Source organism: Thalassomonas actiniarum (assembly GCF_000948975.2).
In the GTDB taxonomy this organism is placed as follows: domain Bacteria; phylum Pseudomonadota; class Gammaproteobacteria; order Enterobacterales; family Alteromonadaceae; genus Thalassomonas; species Thalassomonas actiniarum.
This window is the reverse complement of the sequence record NZ_CP059735.1, coordinates 2,077,581-2,097,329: the sequence shown is the minus strand read 5'-3', so window position 1 is coordinate 2,097,329 and position 19,749 is coordinate 2,077,581. Positions and strand designations below refer to the sequence as shown.

At 44.9% G+C, this 19,749-nt stretch carries 18 protein-coding genes; 6 read left to right on the top strand and 12 right to left on the bottom strand.

Going from position 1 to position 19,749, the window contains the following annotated elements:
* Window positions 1-19: 19 nt before the first annotated feature.
* The 5 genes from SG35_RS09075 to SG35_RS09055 form a co-directional block, all read right to left on the bottom strand.
* On the bottom strand, window positions 20-7,027 hold the full coding sequence (locus SG35_RS09075; RefSeq protein WP_044832388.1) for an RHS repeat domain-containing protein: 7,008 nt from the start codon (window positions 7,025-7,027) through the stop codon (window positions 20-22).
* Between the two features lie 14 nt (window positions 7,028-7,041).
* Entirely contained in the window at window positions 7,042-10,968 is a 3,927-nt protein-coding gene (locus SG35_RS09070) for an RHS repeat domain-containing protein (protein WP_044832387.1), read from the bottom strand.
* A 210-nt stretch (window positions 10,969-11,178) separates the two neighbouring features.
* On the bottom strand, window positions 11,179-11,502 hold the full coding sequence (locus SG35_RS09065; protein ID WP_152646581.1) for a hypothetical protein: 324 nt from the start codon (window positions 11,500-11,502) through the stop codon (window positions 11,179-11,181).
* 147 nt (window positions 11,503-11,649) lie between these two features.
* Entirely contained in the window at window positions 11,650-12,036 is a 387-nt protein-coding gene (locus tag SG35_RS09060) for a hypothetical protein (RefSeq protein WP_044832385.1), read from the bottom strand.
* Window positions 12,037-12,102: 66 nt separating this feature from the next.
* Entirely contained in the window at window positions 12,103-12,501 is a 399-nt protein-coding gene (locus SG35_RS09055; RefSeq protein WP_044832384.1) for a response regulator, read from the bottom strand.
* A gap of 374 nt (window positions 12,502-12,875) precedes the next feature.
* On the opposite strand from SG35_RS09055, the gene SG35_RS09050 reads away from it, so the two are divergent.
* The 4 genes from SG35_RS09050 (at window position 12,876) to SG35_RS09035 (ending at window position 14,439) form a co-directional block, all read left to right on the top strand.
* Window positions 12,876-13,058, top strand: a complete 183-nt coding sequence (locus tag SG35_RS09050) for a hypothetical protein (RefSeq protein ID WP_044832383.1) — start codon at window positions 12,876-12,878, stop codon at window positions 13,056-13,058.
* 114 nt (window positions 13,059-13,172) lie between these two features.
* On the top strand, window positions 13,173-13,535 hold the full coding sequence (locus tag SG35_RS09045; protein ID WP_053042964.1) for a helix-turn-helix domain-containing protein: 363 nt from the start codon (window positions 13,173-13,175) through the stop codon (window positions 13,533-13,535).
* The gene (locus tag SG35_RS09040) at window positions 13,516-13,794 is read left to right on the top strand and encodes a hypothetical protein (protein WP_044832382.1); all 279 of its coding nucleotides are present in this window, start codon (window positions 13,516-13,518) and stop codon (window positions 13,792-13,794) included. Before SG35_RS09045 ends, SG35_RS09040 begins: the two co-directional genes overlap by 20 nt.
* 9 nt (window positions 13,795-13,803) lie before the next feature.
* Window positions 13,804-14,439 carry a hypothetical protein gene (locus SG35_RS09035; protein ID WP_044832381.1) on the top strand — a complete coding sequence of 212 codons (636 nt, stop codon included), beginning with the start codon at window positions 13,804-13,806 and terminating at the stop codon, window positions 14,437-14,439.
* A 54-nt stretch (window positions 14,440-14,493) separates the two neighbouring features.
* Here SG35_RS09035 and SG35_RS09030 read toward each other — a convergent pair whose 3' ends face one another.
* On the bottom strand, window positions 14,494-14,817 hold the full coding sequence (locus tag SG35_RS09030; protein ID WP_152646580.1) for a hypothetical protein: 324 nt from the start codon (window positions 14,815-14,817) through the stop codon (window positions 14,494-14,496).
* Between the two features lie 204 nt (window positions 14,818-15,021).
* Between SG35_RS09030 and SG35_RS09025 the strand changes: the two genes are divergently transcribed.
* Window positions 15,022-15,372, top strand: coding sequence for a hypothetical protein (locus tag SG35_RS09025; RefSeq protein WP_152646579.1), 351 nt, complete (start codon window positions 15,022-15,024; stop codon window positions 15,370-15,372).
* 1,056 nt (window positions 15,373-16,428) lie between these two features.
* Window positions 16,429-16,698, top strand: coding sequence for a SymE family type I addiction module toxin (locus SG35_RS09020; protein ID WP_044832378.1), 270 nt, complete (start codon window positions 16,429-16,431; stop codon window positions 16,696-16,698).
* Window positions 16,699-16,802: 104 nt separating this feature from the next.
* Here SG35_RS09020 and SG35_RS09015 read toward each other — a convergent pair whose 3' ends face one another.
* From SG35_RS09015 to SG35_RS08990, 6 genes are all read right to left on the bottom strand, one after another.
* Window positions 16,803-17,159, bottom strand: a complete 357-nt coding sequence (locus tag SG35_RS09015; RefSeq protein WP_044832377.1) for a hypothetical protein — start codon at window positions 17,157-17,159, stop codon at window positions 16,803-16,805.
* A 93-nt stretch (window positions 17,160-17,252) separates the two neighbouring features.
* Complete coding sequence (locus tag SG35_RS09010; protein WP_152646578.1) at window positions 17,253-17,594, bottom strand: hypothetical protein; 342 nt, start codon at window positions 17,592-17,594, stop codon at window positions 17,253-17,255.
* A gap of 6 nt (window positions 17,595-17,600) precedes the next feature.
* Entirely contained in the window at window positions 17,601-17,954 is a 354-nt protein-coding gene (locus SG35_RS09005) for a hypothetical protein (RefSeq protein WP_152646577.1), read from the bottom strand.
* Window positions 17,955-17,966: 12 nt separating this feature from the next.
* Complete coding sequence (locus SG35_RS09000; RefSeq protein ID WP_152646576.1) at window positions 17,967-18,197, bottom strand: hypothetical protein; 231 nt, start codon at window positions 18,195-18,197, stop codon at window positions 17,967-17,969.
* Between the two features lie 57 nt (window positions 18,198-18,254).
* The gene (locus SG35_RS08995) at window positions 18,255-19,049 is read right to left on the bottom strand and encodes a hypothetical protein (protein ID WP_044832373.1); all 795 of its coding nucleotides are present in this window, start codon (window positions 19,047-19,049) and stop codon (window positions 18,255-18,257) included.
* Window positions 19,050-19,188: 139 nt separating this feature from the next.
* Window positions 19,189-19,671, bottom strand: coding sequence for a very short patch repair endonuclease (locus SG35_RS08990; RefSeq protein WP_084692687.1), 483 nt, complete (start codon window positions 19,669-19,671; stop codon window positions 19,189-19,191).
* Between the last annotated feature and the right edge of the window lie 78 nt (window positions 19,672-19,749).

The window sequence follows — 19,749 nt, the reverse complement described above, 5'->3', positions numbered from 1 at the left end:
TTTAGCTCCCTAAGATTATTTACCATTCAAATGTAGGAAGTGAATCAAGTACAAGGTCACTACCTGAGTCTTGGATTGCCGCTGATGCCCCCATTCCCGGTATGTTACCTAATTCCGACGATATTATTTGAAGGCTGGAACTGACAGTACCATTCATACTGGCTTTGATAGCTCCCGCTCCAGCCCCCCCAAGAACTGAAAAGGCTCCAGCTGTAAGGGATGCAGTTACATTTACTTTCCCTGAACTAATATACTGGCCGGTAGCATCCCCCCCAGCTGTACTTATAGCATTAGTAATGGCAGTGCCCGCCATTACTTTTCCTATTGATAACCTTGAAGCGGTAACAGGTAATGCAGACACAGATGCTCCCATTGTCAGCCCTGCTAAACCACCAATTGTAGCTCCAACGGCAGCGGACTTAGCCACATTAAAAGCATCATTGATAGTAAAGTCACCACGAGTTTGTAAGTATGCTGAATACCCGCCGGCAATACCACCCGATATAAAACCTATAACAGCTAACGCTGTTTCACCATTAGGATCGGTATAACCATAAGGATTATTATTAACATAGGTATAGCGGCCAAAAGAATGCACCGGATAGTCCGGATTATAACCCACAGGATCTATCGAATAAAAACGTCCAATTTCAGGATCATAGTAACGCGCCTGCATATACGTTAACCCAAGATGCTGATCTTGTATATGCCCGGTATAGCCGGATTCATCCTTAAGATTTTCCAGGTTGTCCGGCGCATCCGTGACTTTACCAAAGGGCTGGTAATAGGTGCGTTTGATAATGTCGCCATCAATGTCCATGGTCAGCATCGGCGAGCCGAGCATATCCGTCATCACATAGGTAATACCGGGGGTATCGTTTGCTACCACCTCTACGTTTAAGTGCCAGACTACTGCTTGCTCCGAACAATCTTCCACACAGCCAGGCTCTGTTTCTTTTACCTGAAACACCAGTTCGCTGTTGCCGGTCACAAACTTTTCCGTCCTCAGTTCCAACCGGGTATTGGTGCCTTCACTGTTTCCCTGGAAACGAATTTCCGCCTGGTTGAGCAGCTCTGCACCGCTAACAAAATCTATCGGGTAGCTGGTTTGCTCCACATAACGGCCCAAGTCCAGGGTTTCACTGCTGTTGGCAGCGAGCGTGATACGCTTATTGATATGTTTAAGTTCATCCCCGGAGGCGGTATCCGATACGGCAAAGTTAATGGTCCAGATAACCTCCTGTGTCCAACAACTGCCGTAGCAGCCTGTTGCCGGTTTGGTGAGGTTTATCTGTAGTGAGCCGGTTCCTGTTTGCCCTGCCTCAGTAACAATATTCACTTGTGCCTGACTCAGGTTGCCAACCACGGTATCAAGCTGTAAATCTGCCGATTGCAACAAAGCATCACCACTGACAATGCTTAAGGATTTGTCATCACTAAAAGCGGCTATCGGCCCGGTTAATGCCAACGTATCCCCGGCGGTCAATTGAATATCGGTAGTCAGCTGCTCCGACACCGCATTGTTTTCAGTTTTGAAATTCAGGTGCCAGTACACGGTTTGCACCGGGCAGGAATCGCCGCAGCCGGCAACATAAGCCTTGTCTTTTACTGTTACCACAATTTCACCTGAACCTGCGCTGTTGGCAGCAAGCTCCAGGTATGCGAATTTCGATGTGCGCCACTCTACCGCGGCAGCATCTAAAAACTGCCCGCCGGAAACTATATTCACCTCGGCGCCATAAGCCCGGTCAAAGCTACCTATTCTTACCGAACCCTGTCGCTGTATCAGGGTCAGGTCGGCATACTCGTGTATCGGCTCTGGCGTGTCATAGCCAAGCTTAAATTTCACATGTAGGTAATTAAGCTGCCTGCGGCAACTATCACTGCCGCTTTGGCAAGTCCCCCGGACACGTTTTTCTGTGGTATAGGTAAACACCATTTCACCGCTTCCGGTGACATTTCTATCACCTGCTGGCATAAGGGTGAACAAGCTATAATTGAGCTTTTTCTCTTCGGTAACCGACTGAATCAACGTCTCGCCACTGCTGAAACTGTACACCGGCTCTGTCAGGTAATCGCCAATATCAGTATTAAAGGTCTTTGTTTCACCGTGGTTTAACTGAAATTCTTTATAAAGGTGTATCGGCTCGGGATCGGGGGTTAACGCTTCAACCTCAAATTGCAAATGCAGATAAACTACCTGGCGCTGGCAGCTGTCGCCGCCGTCAACACACACTTTGTTCTGATTTACCCTATGCACCAGCTCAATCGTTATTTCCCCACGGCCTTGCTGACCGGGCAGGCTTTGCAGGGAAATTTCAGGCTCGTAGTGATCGCCGTTTTCTGCCGTTTTGGTAATCGCCACCGCCGACAATAGGCCAGCTCCCTCAGTAATGCTATAAACCGGCTCTTCAATATAAGGTTTTGGCAAATACACATAAGAGGCCGATGCACCGGCATCCAGGGTCACCCGGCGGTTAACATGCATGGGCTCTGGCGTGGGCTCCTTGTCTTCAACGGTAAAGTTAATATGCAGGTGATTCACTTGCTCGCGGCAAGTATCGCCGCCCAGCTCACATTCACCGATCACGAATAGCTTTTTGGTGTAGGTAACCACCACCTCACCGCTGCCTGACAAGGTATCACTTGCCGTCATGTTCAGACGGTAAACATTGTTATCCAGCTCACCGTTAACTGCGCTGAACAATTCATGCCCCGAGTTAAATTTAAAACCGACTCCGGCTTGGTGATTACCGGTGTGGATCACCAGTTGTTTGCTCTCCCCGGCGTCAAAGGTTTTTTCTTTATATTCATGCACGGGTTCGGGCACAGGCAACAAAGGAGCGACAGTAAACTGCACATGTACTAAAATCTCCTGGTTATAACAGCTATTTCCCTCGACACATACTTTGCCCCGGTTGACTTCCCGATTGAGCTTCACCGTGACCTCACCGCTGCCGGTTTGCCCGGCAACCGTTTGCAGTGTCATAAGCTGCTGATAAGTACCGTCTGCCAATGGCACTTCTGTAAGAGCGATACCGGCAACTAACTCGGCCCCTGTATCCAGGGTATAGCTTGGCGTCCCTCCGTTCGTTGATAACAAAGAATAAAGATCTACCTCGGCTTCCCCGCCGGGTACCAGGGTTACATAGCGAGTTACATGTTGCGGCTGAGGCGTTGTAACCTTTTCTTCAACCTTGAACAATATATGGCGGTATATCACCTGTTCCCGACAGCTGTCGCCACCTTCGGCGCAAGTACCGAAAACATTGCTTAACCTGCCAATATAGGCAATCACCATCTCGCCGCTCCCCGCATCGCTATCGCTGGCGGTCAGTTCGTAAACATATGCCCGGCCACTCGCACTTCTGGTAACCGCAGTCAGTAAGCTTTCACCGCTGTTAAAGGTATGCGTGGGGGTCGCAATAAAGTCTTCCAGCGAGGTTCTTACTGTTTTCACTTCTCCCGGGGCCAGGGTAACGGTTTTATATTGGTGTATCGGCTCAGGTGTCGGTATTAATGCCTCTACCGTAAATTGCACATGCACATAGACTTCCTGAACATAGCAGCTATTGGTGCCGTCAAGACATACCTTGCCTTGATTCACCGCACGCACCAGTTTTACGATGATCTCGCCGTTGTTATTTTGCTCAGGGTTGCTTTCTTCTTCAGAGCGACTTTGCAGATTCAAAGCAAGTTGGTATTCCCGGCCATCCACGGCTTTTTTCACCAAAGTCACATGTGACAATAACGCTTCCCCGGCCTCTATGGTATAGCTTGGTTCATCAAGATACTCAGCAGACCATGATGTCAAATCAATTTCCGCACTATGGCCCAAAGGAACTGCCACTTGTTTATTAATATGGAGCGGTTCGGGTACCGGCACTTGCGGCTCAACGGTAAACAAAATATGTTGATGGGTTATTAACTCGCGGCAGGTATCTCCGCCTTCAAGGCAGGTGCCAAAAACCCGCTCGCTGGTAGTGTAGGTGATCACCATTTCACCGCTGCCGGCTTCACTTTCATTAGCCTGAAGATAATACCTGTACCTGCGTGCTTCCTGCTCTTCCCTGACCGAGGTCAGCAAGTATTCCCCGGACACAAAGCTGATTTCAGGCTCTGTCAGGTAATCTCCCAGATGGGTGATCACATCTTTGATTTCCCCTGTGTTTAACGGAACCTCTTTATATTCATGTACAGGCGCAGGGGTTGGGATCAGCGGGTCGACACTAAAGGCCAGGTGCATGTAAATTTCCTGGCGGTGACAGCTGTTATCCCCGGCCAGGCACTTATCTCCCACATTAACTTCCCGCACCATTTTTACTACCAGCTCCCCCGTACCCGTTTGCCCGGGATTAGCGTATAGGGTCACTTTTGGCTGATAGCGGTTACCATCTTGCTCATACTTGCTGATCACAACATCAGAGAGTAAATCGGCCCCGCTATCCAGCGTATAAACCGGCTCTACCAGATAAACATTACTGAGAGTATCCAGGGCAAAAGTGGCTTCATGCCCGGTAGCCAGGTTTATGCGTTGATTAAGGTGCAAAGGTGCAGGAGTCGGCTTAAGTACTTCCGGCTCTACCTTAAACAACACATGTTGATAAATTATCTGCTCACGGCAACTGTCGCCCTGCTCACAGGTGCCGGCAACCTCATTTTCCAGGGTGTAGGAAATCACCATTTCCCCTTCACCGGCGGCGCTGTCGGTTGCGGTCAGGTAATAACGGTAGTTTCTGCCGTCCGGTTCCCGCCTTACCGTCACTAGCGATTCGCCGCCGGTAAAGGTTACGCTGGGTTCTACCAGATAATCCCCGATATGGGTGGCAATATCTTTTATTTCTCCCTGCTCAAAATACAGCTCTTTATGTTCATGCACGGGCACGGGCGCAGGCACTAACGCCTCCACAATAAACTCCAGGTGAACATACACTTCCTGCTGATGGCAGCCAGTGCCGCCGTCTTCACAGGTTTTGCCCTGATTCACTCCATACAGCAATTTAACGGTTATTTCCCCTTTACCGCTTTGCCCGGCCAGGCTTTGCAGGTTAAGTACGGGTTGATAAACCTCGCCTTGCTCAGATGTTTTGGTAATGGTGACGCCAGCGAGCAAGTGCTCACCCGACTCAATCACCACAACCGGCTCTTGCAGGTTCGTTTCCACGCCGTAGCTTAGCGCTATAGACGCCTGATAACCGGATGCCAGGGTTAAATATTTATTTCGATGATACGGCGCAGGTGTCGGATACAGGGTTTCCGCCTCTACCGAGAATAAAATGTGTTGATGAACCTCCTGCCAGCGACAAGTATCCCCGCCGTCCTGACAGGTGCCGGTTTCATCATTTTCTATGGTATAAGTCACCACCAGTTCACCGGTGCCTTCCGTACTTTCACCTGCCGTTAGCCAATAGCGGTAGTTTCTGCCGTCCGGTGTTTTTACTACAGAAGCCAGCAGGTTTTCACCGGTGATGAACGCCGCTGTTGGCTCAGCCTGGTAGTCTCCTACTTTGGTTATAAAGTCTTTAACCTCTCCCTGGTTCAGGCGTATTTCTTTATAGGTATGTAGCGGCTGTGGTGTCGGCACCAGGGCCAGCGAGTTAAATGCCAGATGAACCACGACCGGTTGGCGGTAACAGGCATCACCGCCGCCAAGACAAATACGGCCATTGTTAGTAGCCTCCACCATTTCAATGGTGATCTCACCGGCGCCGGTTTCTCCAGCTATGGTTTGTACGGTGATCTCAGGCTGGTATTTATTTCCCTCCTGCTGTTTTTTCGAGATGCTTACAGCCGACACTAGTCCGTCTCCCGCCTCTATGGTGTACACGGGGTCTTGCAGATAAGTTACCGGCAAATAGTCCAGGTCTAGCGATCCGGCATAGCCGCTGGCAATATCCAGTTGCTTATTTAGATATAAAGGCTCAGGTACAGGCGCGTCAGGAAAAACAATAAAGTTGAAATGCTCAAAAACAAGCTGACTACGGCAAGTATCGCCACCTTCTAAACAAGTGCCATCCGGGTTTACCGCCTGAGTGTAGGTGACAATAAATTCACCGTTACCGTCTTCACTGGCGTTCGCGGTTAGCAAATAGCGGAAACGGTTGCCGTCCTGCTCTTTGCTGACATTGGCAAGCAGGTTCGCTCCACCGGTAAACTGGTGACCGGGAGTTACCAGAAAGTCGGCGCTGCGGGTAAGCAGCTCTTTGGTTTCGCCAAGATTAAAGGTGATGTTTTTATAAAAATGCTCCGGCTCTGGTGTCGGAATTAAGGCTTCTATCCTGAACGACAAGTGAATATATATTTCCTGTCGGTGGCAACTGTCAGTACCGTCAAGGCAGCCGCCCCCCTGATTCACCAACTGCACCAGCTTAACGGTTATTTCGCCACTACCGCTTTGCCCGGCAATACTGTGCAAAGCAAGTTGAGGTTGATAGCTTTCGCCGTTTTGCGCTAGTTTGTAAATGCTTACCCCTGACAGCAAATCATCTCCTGACTCCAGGGTATAACTGGCCTCTTCAGTAAACAATTCGGCCTGTTCAGTTAATAGCAACAGTCCTTCACTGCCGGAATCAAAAGTCAGGTACTTATTCACATGCACCGGCTCAGGATTAGGGTAGAGCACTTCACCGTCAATAAAAAAATTAACATGATAGAACTCGTTAAATTCCCCTTCGGACGGCGTCTGGTTCCGGTAACTGAATATCACCTCACCGCTGCCGGCAACATTACTTTTTGGGGTAATGGTAAATAAATAACGTTGAAAACCACTACTGCTTAACCGGCCAACTTTTTCAACCGTGACATCGGTTAACAGCTCTGCCCCCGAGGCAATTTCAATGCCCGGCGGTTCGCCTGTTTCCACAACACGGATAACGATCTGGGCCGGTTCTCCGCTTTCCAAAGTCAGGTTACTGGTTCTGTGGTTATCTTCTGCTGCCAGCACAGGCGAGCTAACCAAAGTTAGCAGCATCACCACAACGAACAGATATGCAGCTTGCATCTGCCTGATATTATTTTTGTAATTCATTTTGCTTCCCTGTATTACATTTCAACTTCGGCGACCAGACGACCTTGCAGGTGAACATAATCCACCGTGCGGCCATTGGCTTTTTGTTGGAACAGCAGGCTGCCGTCCTGACTATAAAAAAAGTAACTGGTTTTGCCCTGATGTGTTTTTTTCACCCGGCGGTCATGGCCGTCGTAAGCAAAGTCTCCGGCAAAGTTGGTGAATATGGCCGCACTGTCAGCATTGATCACAAAGCCCTCTGCCGAGATCAGCTGATTGGCATCATTGAAGCTGAAGTCTTTAACGCCGTTAGAGGTAACATTGCCCCGGGCGTCGTAACTGAAGGTATAAAAGGCGTTATTGTTATTGGTAACCGAGGTTAAACGGTTGTTGGCATCATAAAGATAATCCAGTTGCTGGCCACCCATATGTTTGGCGGTGATGTTGCCCAGCTGGTCATAATAAACCAAGCCACTGCCCCAGCTGCCGTCTGCCCGGATTAAACGGTTTAAGCCGTCATAACCCATAGTGATCGAATGCTGCGGCTGAATTTCATCGCGGATACTGGCCAGGTTGTTATTGTCGTCATAACCATATTTCAATGCAGCTACGGCAATAAAATTCACTTTTAACAGATCTTCATCGTGCAGCTGCCTGTCGTTTTGTTCGGCGCTGTAAGTGGCGCCGTTGGCATAATCAAAACCTTCAAGCTGACCGTTATCAAAATATTCTATGTTGCTGACATGCTGGCCGACCTTGCGCGGCTGTCCCAGGGCATTGGGGCTGAAATCTATGGTTTTCCCCGACGGATAAGTCAGGGTTTTCAAATGACCCAAAGCAGTATAGGTACGCAGTGAAGTAAAACTTTTACCGTCAACCGTCAGCACTTCTTTGCTCAGCTCGTTTAACGGGTTATAGGCATAGCTCCAGCGGGTTGTGCCGCTTTCAGCCGCCAGCATCTTACCCAGGGGATCTAAGGTAAAGGTTTTGCTCGGAGTCGTTCCCGGATAGTCAATGGTTTTCAGTTCGCCTTTAAAGTCGTAACTGTTTTTTATTTTATCCTTGTCCGCCACCAAATGCCGGTCGCAATTCGTAGTTACCGAGCTAATGCCCTTTGCCTGCCATAAGGGGTTACCCAAGTTATCATAATCAAAGTAGGTCCAGCTGCTTTCGGGGTCAAAGCGCTTGCACAGGCGTTGCTGGTCGTCATAAACCTGGGTTCTGGTTACTCCTCCCTGGGTGATGCCTGTGACCGAACCAAAAATATTGTAGCTAAAGCTGGTATTGACGTTTTCCGGGGCAGCGATAAGTACGGGATTCTCCTGGCTTGGCTCCTCATAAGCCAGGTAACTGGTAACGGTGCGATGGTTTTTAGCATCGGTTACCGCGGTTTTATTACCGGTAAGATATTCAAAGCGAGTGCTATTACCGGCAACATTATCAATAATTTGGGTTTGACGTTGTAAAGCATCATAGTGAGTTTCAATACCTTTAGTCCTGCTGTTGGCCTGGGACTGAAAGGTTTGCTGGCCGAAAATATTATACTGGTAGCGGACATAACTTTTAGTTTCATCTGGCTGGGATAAGTCCTTTTGCTCTCTGCCCATCAGGCGTTTCATACCGTCATAATGCTCGACAACCTCACGATTGCCTTCGGTAACAGTTTTCGTAAAGTCGCTACCGAAACTAGAAGAGCCATCGATATCGTAAGTAATATTGGTATCTAAACGGCCACTGCCAGGATACTTTATTTTAGTGATACGTTTCAGGACGTCGTAACTGTATTCGGTTTTCTGCCCGAGCTCATTAACCTCATGTAGAGTAACCCCCCTGTCATCCACCTTACGGGTGAGCTCATCAAATAAAGCGGCATTATAACGGCTGGTAAATCGCTCTTTTTGTGGAATGCCGCGGTGATAGTTATCCAGCAAGTGGCGCTGATTAGGCGCGTTATACTGGGTTTCCAGTAAATTTCCTTCACCCGAATAGCGCACCATAGATTTTTGTAATACCCCAAAACGGCTTTCCTGATAAGGCAGCGATTTATAGGTGGATGTAGGGCTGTGGTAGCTGGTGGCAGACACTTCCGTCCACTGGCCGTTGCTCGCAGAAAGCCATTGTTTTGCAGGTAGCCCCAACAACCAGTTATGGCTGTCATGATAATTTTCTTGTTTGATCCAGCGTGCTTTCCCCTGGGTTTGGTTGGTCTGGCTGGTTAAGGTAGGAAATCCGTATTCATCAAAGGCATGCAGCTTAGTGACATAGGTAACACCATCTTGAATGATAGTTTTCTCGATTAATTGCTTACGGTAGTGTTTTTCCGGAATTTCCCGTGATCCCGGACTTTTATTCGTTGCTCCGGGTTTGCAGTTTACATAATGACAAGGGACACCGGGTATTTGACTATAATCCCAGCGGTACACTTCCTGCTTTAAAGGATTGTTATTATCGACATCTTCAAGCGTTGCAAAAACGGCAACCTCCCCGAGCTCACCTTCTTCTTTTCCAAATACCTGCTTATAGCGGTAACGAGTAATGCTTTGATCCGGATTTGTCACGGTCAGCTCACGAAGCGGGCTTGCATCGGTAATATCAATGCGCCTTGTTTGCCCCAGATCATTGAACCCACCACTTTTATTGAGTAAGCCTTTGGTAAATTCATAGTGCCAATAATATCGTTTTCCTACATTGACTGACTTTTTGATTAATACTTCCGCTATTGATTGCATAACGAAAAGTGAGGAAAGGCGATCTGTTTCATAACTGATCATATCCGCGTAATTCAACCCAGTAGAATCAACCAGATAGCCTTGATCTAGCACCTTAGGTAAAAAATAAAATTCCGCTTGTGCGCCATCTGGCGAGTCAACGCTATAGATATTGGCATTGCTTGAAATGCTGCTTGCCAAATTTGCCACTCGCATTCGCTGTAGCCCGAAAGTCCAAGCAGTACCATCTGGCCGGGTGACTTTTTTTAGAGCATATAAATTCCGCGGTTCATCCGGGTGGATGGAGATAGGCCACTCCTTATAGTCATAGCGCCATATTTCACCGGTATTGGCCTTAGCCTGGGTGATACGGTAGCCCTTATGCGGCCATTTAATTAAATGGTTGTTAACCGCTTGCCAGGTTAAGTCAATTCTTCGATTGTCGTTGGCAACAATTGACTGCAACATGGCCTGACGATTGCCGTCTTTGGGGTTATATTGATATTTCACCCAGTTGCCAAAGCGGTCTTCTACTTTAGTCACCAGGAAACGTACGGTGAAATTAAACATTTTTTTATACAGGGCAAAAGTATAAACAACCCCTTGAGGGGAAGTTGCCTGAAAACCTTCTTCCCCTTCATCGGTATTGATGCATTTCACTACCCAGTGATCCTCGGTGATATATTTTGTATCCACGGGATAATTAACCGTACTTTGCTGATGATCCAGCTGATACAGGCGTTTAGGCACACCGTTTATATTTAAAATGAAACCATTAAAGGGGTGGATAATATTATCGTTAAAGATATTTAGGGTGTCAGAGCAAATCTTCGCAGGAAAAGGTTCATAACCAGAGAAACGATCACTTGTTCTCGTGTAGCTGCCTTTTATTTCGGGTATGGCTAACTCCCAGTCATGAAACTCGGTAAAAGTATCGTAATACTGACTGGTAAAACCATTTTTAACCCGGGTTATTTCAACCGGTAAATCCGAGTTTCCCGGCAAACTTAAATCGGTTTGCAAAAAAGAAACGCTGCCGTCATAGGTATTCATCTGGTCACCGGCAAAGTTCACGTCAACCGCTTTTAGCTGACCGGTACTGGCTTGTGGATCTATTTTATAATTGCTTGCCGCATGAATCTCGCTGGCATAAGGGTCTTCATCTTCCGCTTGTACTAAAAAAGGGGAAAAAGAACACAAGGCGGAAAAAGCTGCCAGGCACAATACGCCCAGCCTGATTTTCTTTGAATCCATATTTTTATTTCCGTATTCATTTCATAGTTGAAATGAGTTAATGCATGAATAATGACCACAAGAATTGGTAATAACAGCGCAATAATTCCATCCCTGGGGTTGTCGTTAATTTTTAAGTCAGCAGCACAAAGCTTTGCCTGTAATAACAAACTCCAGCCGATGACTATGATTGTCAGGTTTAAATCTTCATATTTTCTCCGTCAGTTTCGCTTAATATTTTTTGCAGCTTTTACTGCTTTGAAACGGTAAACAACGGTTGATTAAACAACCTGTCAAGCTACCCGCCAGCGCGGACACCAAGCTGTAAATCAGGACGATAAATACATAGCAAGAAAATGGACTTAGCTGTTTTGCTATATCGATCAATAAAAGCAGTGCTATCGACATCAATATGGAAACCAGCCCGGTTAATCCTATGCTACATTTCGTCAGCTCTTTGCTGTTTGCCTTTGCATGCCAATAAAACAACAGTGTCAGCCCAAGAACCGGACCGAAAAAAACACTGGCCAATAAAACGTCTTGATACAATTGCACAAACACACCCGCCTTATATGTATGAAAACATACATCAACGCATCATATAAAAACACACACCAAAAGGTATGAAAACATACACTTTAGTAGTATATGAAAATCATGAGGTATGAAAACATACACTCTATAGGGCTAAAAAAATTTAATTCATCCCTTAGCAGGCGCTGGCATCTCAACAATAAAACCATGATTTTGAATATAAGCCGTTAAATTATCATAATGCAGACGCCAACCAGCTACGCATCGGGATAAAGCTTCCATCACCACAAGGTTGGCGGTGATCTGTGTTTTCATATCCGGACAAGGTTTTCCATCAGCTATAGCATCATGTACGATGATAAAAGCACCACAAGGTAATTGTAATAATGACCAGTTATCGCTTACTTCAAACTCAACATTTAGCTGCAGCTGAGCCAGCACCGCCCTGAAATAACCGGGAGAGAAGCTTGCTATGCTGTCAGTACTAAAGTCGGATGGGAACAGGGTTTTCTGATCAAATTCACGCTTTTTGTTATCTGTTAAAAAGTTCACCATTATTGTGCAATCTCACTCTTTGTTTTACTTATGACTAATGCCACAAAATATGACCTTCCATACAGATCATAACGTTAATGCCGTACTGGCCCTGCTCGCTAATTGCCTGGCTAGCAACCTGGACAACAAACGGCTGATCAACTCAGGTAAGTTCCCGGCAATGTCCGTCTTATGTATGATTTCATCAACTCCGTCAGCATCAACAGCCTCATATTCAATATCGCTTGAAGTGATCAGGGTCACACTCTGGTTATGTCGGTGGTGCAGGTGCCAGGCCAAGGCAAAACCGCTCATGTTCGGCATATGGATATCACTGAGCACAAACTCTGGCCTGTGCCTGTTAAACTGCTCTATCGCTGTCATCCCATCTTCTGCCAGGAAAACGGTAAAACCATGGCTGTCGAACAATTTAAATAAGAAAAAACGACTTTGTGCCATATCGTCAACTATGAGTAATTTGTTCATAAAAATCCTTTTAATATGTCGCCGAAAATAACTTCCCCGCTTGCAGGTAAAATGAACAACGACTTATTAGGCAAATACCTGCCAGCTAGGCTGGGCGGGTTTATATCTGTTTGATATCTCATTAAAAGCCTACCGAATTTGATACACAAAAATCTTGCCATTAACAAAAAAAGGATAAAAAAAAGAGTAAAAAAAATTTAATGTACAAATCATTAGACATTAAAATGGCGCAGCTGAAAAAGTATCAAAAAAAGCTTTAATAAAGCTAAAATGCCATGCTAAATTACCACAGCCGGTAAGAATGCAGCTATGGAATAGCGGCGAGAACATACTTACCAATACAGAAAACAACGCCGCGATTAAAGGAATAAGCAATGAGAACAGCCCAAATACATTTCACCTCACAAGAAATTAACCGGCCTGATATTTTTCAAAATATTACCGACAGCATTCATAAAGCAAACGGCCCTAGATTTTCAGCGCAAAATACCCTACTTCTTCTTGCTGGTAGTACAGATGCTAACTCAATGAATAACCACACCGAGACCTCCCCCTAATATCCAGACTTTAAGCAAGCAACACCGCAGGAAAACATGGTGTAGCTTTGGATATAGCAAAGGCTGTTTATTCATTTGCGCCTTTGCTGACTGTAGTTGTAAAACAAGGAATAAATGGTGACAGATGAACTAGATAAAATCCAAGAGGACTTTACCGGGGAAGACCTGAAAAATATGAGGTTAACCTCAGGTAAAACGATGCAGGTAATGGCGGATCATGTCGAGGTGCATCGCCATACCTACGGCAATTATGAAAGTGGCGTTAGCCTGATCCCTTTAAGTTACTTATTAAAATGGGCCAAACTTTGTGGAATGAATTGTGACTCCATTTATAACTATGCTGCCCAGTGCCGAAAAATTGTCAATGAACAGCAACTGATCCGCCCGAGAAAAAAACGTACCGATGATAAAGAAGCCGAAGAGAAACTTGCCCCCGAAAAAAACAAAGGAACTGATAATGAAGAATTTGAAAGCTGATTTAATAAATAAAGAAATCAAAATATTAGATAAATTATCCACTATATTCGGGGGCGTTTATAAGCCTGATAGACCCAAAAGAATAGAGAATAATGCACCTGCCAGCGGTATTACAGAACAAATCACAGCAGTCGAGTTAACAAAAGTAGCCGGAGGTGTTTACAAAGCTAAAGGACCTAAAGCTGCCGCCACATTGCTCTCGCCGGTTGCGGATATTACAGAGAGCATAGCTGAGCAAGACGGAAGTTATACCCCATAAGGAAATGCGATGAAAAAGTTTGATTTGATTATTTTAATCGCCTTAGCCTTATGTTGTTTAAGCTTTTTTTATACCTATACCCAATATTACGAGTTAGGCTTATGCCTGTATCTGTTCGTTGTTGCCATGGTATATTTTGATAATATCAATGTCAGGCATATCTGCGCACTATTACTAATCTATAAACTCAGCATATATTCATTAATGAATTTTTATTTAATAGATGCAGTAGAACCATTAGAAAATGTCTGGGGAAATGTCATTCTATTTTCTATACAACTAACAGCCTTAGCAGCTTTAACGCTCATAATGTTTTTCCGACCAATATTGTCCAGAATGTTGCATAAAAGGTTTTCTCCTGAAGACGACACAAAAATAGCCGCTGGCTTTGGTGAGATTTTTATTGTTTCTGGCTACGCCTTGTTAACTTTAGTGATGCTACTCACCTTTGTGGAAAACATTATCAGGAACCTTGAGTACATCGGTTTTAGTAATGAAATTGCCCAACCCTTCTGGAACTGGACATTTTTCTACGACAACCTCGAACCTATCTTCCACAGCGGTGAAATACTAATAGGCGTAGTGATTCTCTTCCTGGCCCTGGTAAACCCGGATGAAGTACAAGAAAACCTCGCCACAGAGTAAGTACCGACACTTAATTTTTATGCCTGTTATCATCATTAACAGGCATAAATTTTTTCAGTGATAACCACGAAAATACAACCAGTCAAAAATAGAAGCATGCGGCAACACACCGCCGCTGGCCACCACTTCCGACAAACAATCTTGCCAAAATTCATCTACCAGCTGCGCATTTGACGCCGCTTTAACATTGTAATGGGTGAGCATAAACCGGCTGAGTTTTTCAGGCGCATGTTGGCGGTACTGTTGCCAAAAAGTATCTAAAGAAGCAATACCCGGAGCATTAGTGATTTTTTTATTATCAGTAACTTGCACGGCAAAACCACAGCTAAAAAATTCAGGGATTGTTTCCGTATTGGTACGGCGGTTACTATTCATCATCTTCCTTGTATGTATGTTTACATACACTTTAACTTTATTTTACCTGCAAAGTAAATAATTAATTGAAAAGTCAGATATAATCAGCCTTCAACATTATTTATGCCGCACCACAACATTAATATAAAAACGCGAGCAACTGAATATTGTGACGATAAATCAGAACATTTATATAACTCATTTTAATTACTAGGGTAGGTAATAACATTGAGCAATTCGCTGCAACCCGCTAAACACTTTGTACAAGTGCCAATGCCAAACTGGATGTTCGATACCGCCAAGGCACTGGCCAAAGACAAAGCCATGGACTTAAAAGCCTTGCTGGAAGAATTTATAGACAACTACATTGAAAGCAAAAAGTGTTATGACCAGGAAAAAGACCGCTATGTCATTTTTTATGCGTCACCGGCCAACTCCAAACCACGCTCTATCTGGCTATCTCAAGGCCATTATAAAAAAGTGGAGGCCTTTGCCCAAAAGCACACCAGCCGCATTAACAGGGTAGTATTTAGCGCCTGCCTTGACGGGCTTATTGCCAATCACTGCGTTACGATATAAACAGGTTTTACTGCAGAGATTGCTTACCTTACCAGTTAATTATGATTGTGAGATGGAGAAATATTGCCGCACCGCCTGCTGCCGGCAAGAGCCGTTGAAAACCGCTTATACTGCCGCCTATAATTAACAGCCAGACAACAAAAAGGAATTTGTTATCGCCCGCTCAGCCAAACACCGCAAGGCCTATAAACGCCAGCGCAGAAAAACAAGAGTATATAAGCCACCAGTCAGAATAGAAAAGCCACGCACTCCCATTTACAGCATCCCTTTAATCGCTTTATGCTGGTTTCTTTATGGTGCACTTAGCGGTGAATTAACCATTTGGGGCCGCTCAGGCAGCTTTACCCTGACAGGGAAAGCAAGTTGGGTTGCCTGCGGAGGCCCTTTGGGTGTACTGCTAAGTGAGTTTGTAAAATATGACAGCAGAATAACCCTTAACAAATGGCCCCGTAAAATACTGGGGCTGCTGGCCATGATACTGGCTTTTCTCTTATTCTTTGGTTCAATATTTATCAGAGAAGATTAGCGGCACAGTTAAAGCAGCATGTACTTTACCTGCTTGATCCTGGTATTCCCTAAAAACAACCTGACTTTTATTCCGCCCCATATAGATAAACGACTAATGCCACTACGATCATAAAAGCAATAAGCGACCCATGAAAGTTAGTTAACCTGAAATACTAGCAGGCCATTATTATCAGTGAAAATGCATTTGTTGAAGTTAGTTACCGTTAAGGGGAATTGCAAAAGCAAACAGAGAAATAATAACAACAGTTCATAGCCCAAAGCCTCTAGTTTAGGAGCTTCCACGCCTTATAACAAAGAGCATAACCAGCCCCGTTTATTGCAGATATTAATCTAATAAACAACCACTTTACTGTTGCTTTATACAGCATTCTGGTCTTTCATTATAAGTGCCTCTCAGCAACAAAGGGGGACAACCTCGCCAGTATTTTTATCCGTTAGCGCGTATAAAGCGCGTCGTAGCAACCGCAACCCCTGAGTGCGAGCACACCCAGAGATTGCTAACCACAACGAACTTCTAAGGAGTCCGCCATGGCTGATTCTAATCATACGTCAGAGCCTAGCTCGGCAAAAGTAAAATATCTCGCCTCACGCCAACTTACTGTTTTAGAAACCATATGTGAGAACGCCGCCAAAACCCGCGGGGTTGGCCTTAATTATGTGCCGGTAGTGCTTGAGCCTTATATCGTGTTAAGAGGTAAATGGCTCGACCAAGCCGGTTTCACCGTAGGGCAAAAGGTTACGGTAACGGTCAATCAAGACAGTTTAGTGATAACGCCAAGCCTGGCAACTAAGTCTTAACCGACAACACCGGCTACCGCTGTAAAACTGCGTAGTAGCCGGTTCTACCCGGCCACACGGAGACAGGGATTTAACGCACAATAACTCTGAGCAGAATAGACCAATTATTCAGGACCATATAAATAATAAGCAATACCAGCCGCTACAATAAACACAGCAAAAGTAATCTGCAAAAATAAAGCCAGATACCAGTCTATTTTACGGGCATAACGTTTAGTCGCTACCACATCCACTAAAGATGCATGGCGCTTAATATTGGGAAATAAAATAATTAATGCATACGCCCCAAATCTGCCGCCAATTCCTTTATCCCATACCGGCGGTTCCTTGCCTTCTTTTCCCATTTCCCTTTCAATATGTCTTACCGTTATACGGCCGAAACACAATATCCCAATCCCCCACAAGAGAAATGAAATGCCGCCAATCGACATCAGCCAAACTTCAAGCGTGAATTCCAACATAGATATGTCTACCTGTAGTTATTGACAAAATGTCAGTCGTTAACAGCATCTTCGATTTGTTTAAAATGTAGGTAATGACTAACTACATTTCAGTTACCCCGGCCCATATAAAAAATAACCAACGCTAATTACAGCCAAAAAAGCAGCAAAAGATACAAGAAAAAATAATGCCAAATACCAGTCCTTTCTCCGAGCATAACTAAGTATCAATTGATCATTAACCAGTGACACTTTCTCGGCCTTTTTCGCTACGATCACCATAGCGTACATGATTAGCCTGATGCCTATGCCTTTATCCCACTCGGGTGGCAATTCACCTTTCTTGGCCATGTTATCTTCAATATGTCTTACGGTAATACGACTAAAACAAAATACCGCAATACCCCATAAGAAAAATAAGGCACCGCCGCATAGCAAAAACCAAGTTTCACTCAAAGCCAATTATTCCGGACCATATAAATAATAAGCAATACCGCCTACACACATTAAAACAACAAATGAGCCAAGAAAAAAAACAGCTAAATACCAATCTTTTTTACGGGCATAGCGAAGAATTAGTTGATCATTAACCGGTGACACAGCGGCAGCCTTTTTAGCTACGATAACCATGGCATACATAGTTATACGAGTACCTATACCTTTATCCCATTCTGGCGGCAATTGACCTGCTTTAGCCATCTCATGTTCAATATGTTTTACCGAAATACGACTGAAACAAAGGGTCGCAATCCCCCATAAAAATATTAAAATGCCAACGCCTAAAGCAAACCAATGCTCAGAGGTTATTTCCATCATTCTGCCTTCAAATTAAAACCGACTAAAGTGAGCACTAGTATCATAAGCCAAGCCCGCTACCCATTGCCCAAGACCATCACCGAATTTAGCTGCTCCATACCCTAAAGCTAGTGCTGTTCCGATAGCAAACACCCATCCCACAGGCGTAGCAAGCATTGCAATACCAAGACTTGACTTAACAATAGCACTACCAACGGCAGCACCTGCCGCAGTACTTAAACCAAAACCAGTTGTTTGCATCACAGCGCTACGCTGCCAATCTTTACCCGCTGCATAATCGTCATAAACATTTGTCCCCCGCTAGATAGCATCAAATACAATAATGCCTTTCCCACCTATATTCGCAGCCTTTTCAAAGCGCTTGATGATCTCAAATGACCGGGTAGACGACAGGTCAATAGCTTTGCTATTTCTGGCACTTTTAGCAATATTGATGCCCCGTTTAGGATCTGACCAAACTGTACCGCGTCTGCTTGCTTTAGCATTGCCCATATACTTATTAAGTTCTGCCTCAAATTTAGCATTCAGCTCCCGGTTCAGGCTTGTTGCCGCTTGTTCCAGTTTTACCAGCTCAATTCCCCGCACTTTCGCCTGATATGCTTTTTGCAAATTTTCTAATGCCTGCTGGTATTTCACCAAAGCTTTGGCAAAGCCCATAAAACGGCTTTCTAAAGCTGTAGCTGCCGCACCGGCCCAGCCATGAGTATCTGACTTTAAATAGGGAATGACGGTATCTTGATTATATTGCTTCATAGCTTCCGCCATAGGAGCTATCTCAGCCAGGTGAAATTCAGACAGTGCTAATAACAATTCCGTACCATAGGTTTCATTAAGGGCAGAAATATTACGCCTGGACTCGGCAGGCAAAGCCTTCAGCTGATTAAAGTTACTGACCAAATCAGGCCTTAACTCCTGCCAGGGACGTGCTTTATCTATCTGTCCCTGCCGTAAAATATAGGGCGTGCCCTGAGGAATAAAATTCCCGCTAATATGCGGGTTATCTAGTAAAAAAGCCTCCACAGCTTGTGGGTCAGGCGGGCAAGGCAGGGATGAACAGGTTTTACTGCTAATACAAATATCGATTTCGCTGGGCATACTAAATCCTTTTAGTGCAAGCGCGCTACTGCTTTGAAGCAAGCTAATCCGTTAGTTAGCCTAAAAGACTAGCAGTTCATTATTGAGAGGGAAAGTTAGAATTAGCCAAAGCTGTTGCACTTTAGGCCCATAGAGCATGCTATAACTTTTTGATCCCCTTACTGTCAATTTCAGCGCTTGCATCATGCGCAAGAAGCCATTCTTCAATAGTGTCAACTAACCTCCCCTCATCGAGCTTGTACTTTCCCTTAAGTGCGCACTCCCATATATAAAGTACTTTCCAGCCATTTGCCATTAATGCTGCACAAGCAAGCTTATCCCTTTTCACGTTTCCTTTAATTTTATTCAGCCAAAATTCAGCTCTTGTTTTCGGCAATGTAAAAAAATGGCAATTAGCATTATTAATTTGATGGCCATGCCAAAAACATCCATTCACAAAAATGACAGCTTTGTATTTTGCTAAAGTGATATCGGGTTTACCCGGAAGATTTTTATTATAAAGGCGAAAGCGAAAACCAAGAGTATGCAGAAGGCTTCGGACTAACATTTCCGGTCTAGTATTTTTACACCTAATCGCGGACATATTTTTGCTGCGAATAGCCCTAGTATGGACGTCAGTCACTTAACAATTTCTCTCACTTATAAAGTAAACCTACTTGTAAAACCACCGTTTTTAAAATTTTTAAATTAACAGTTCTCA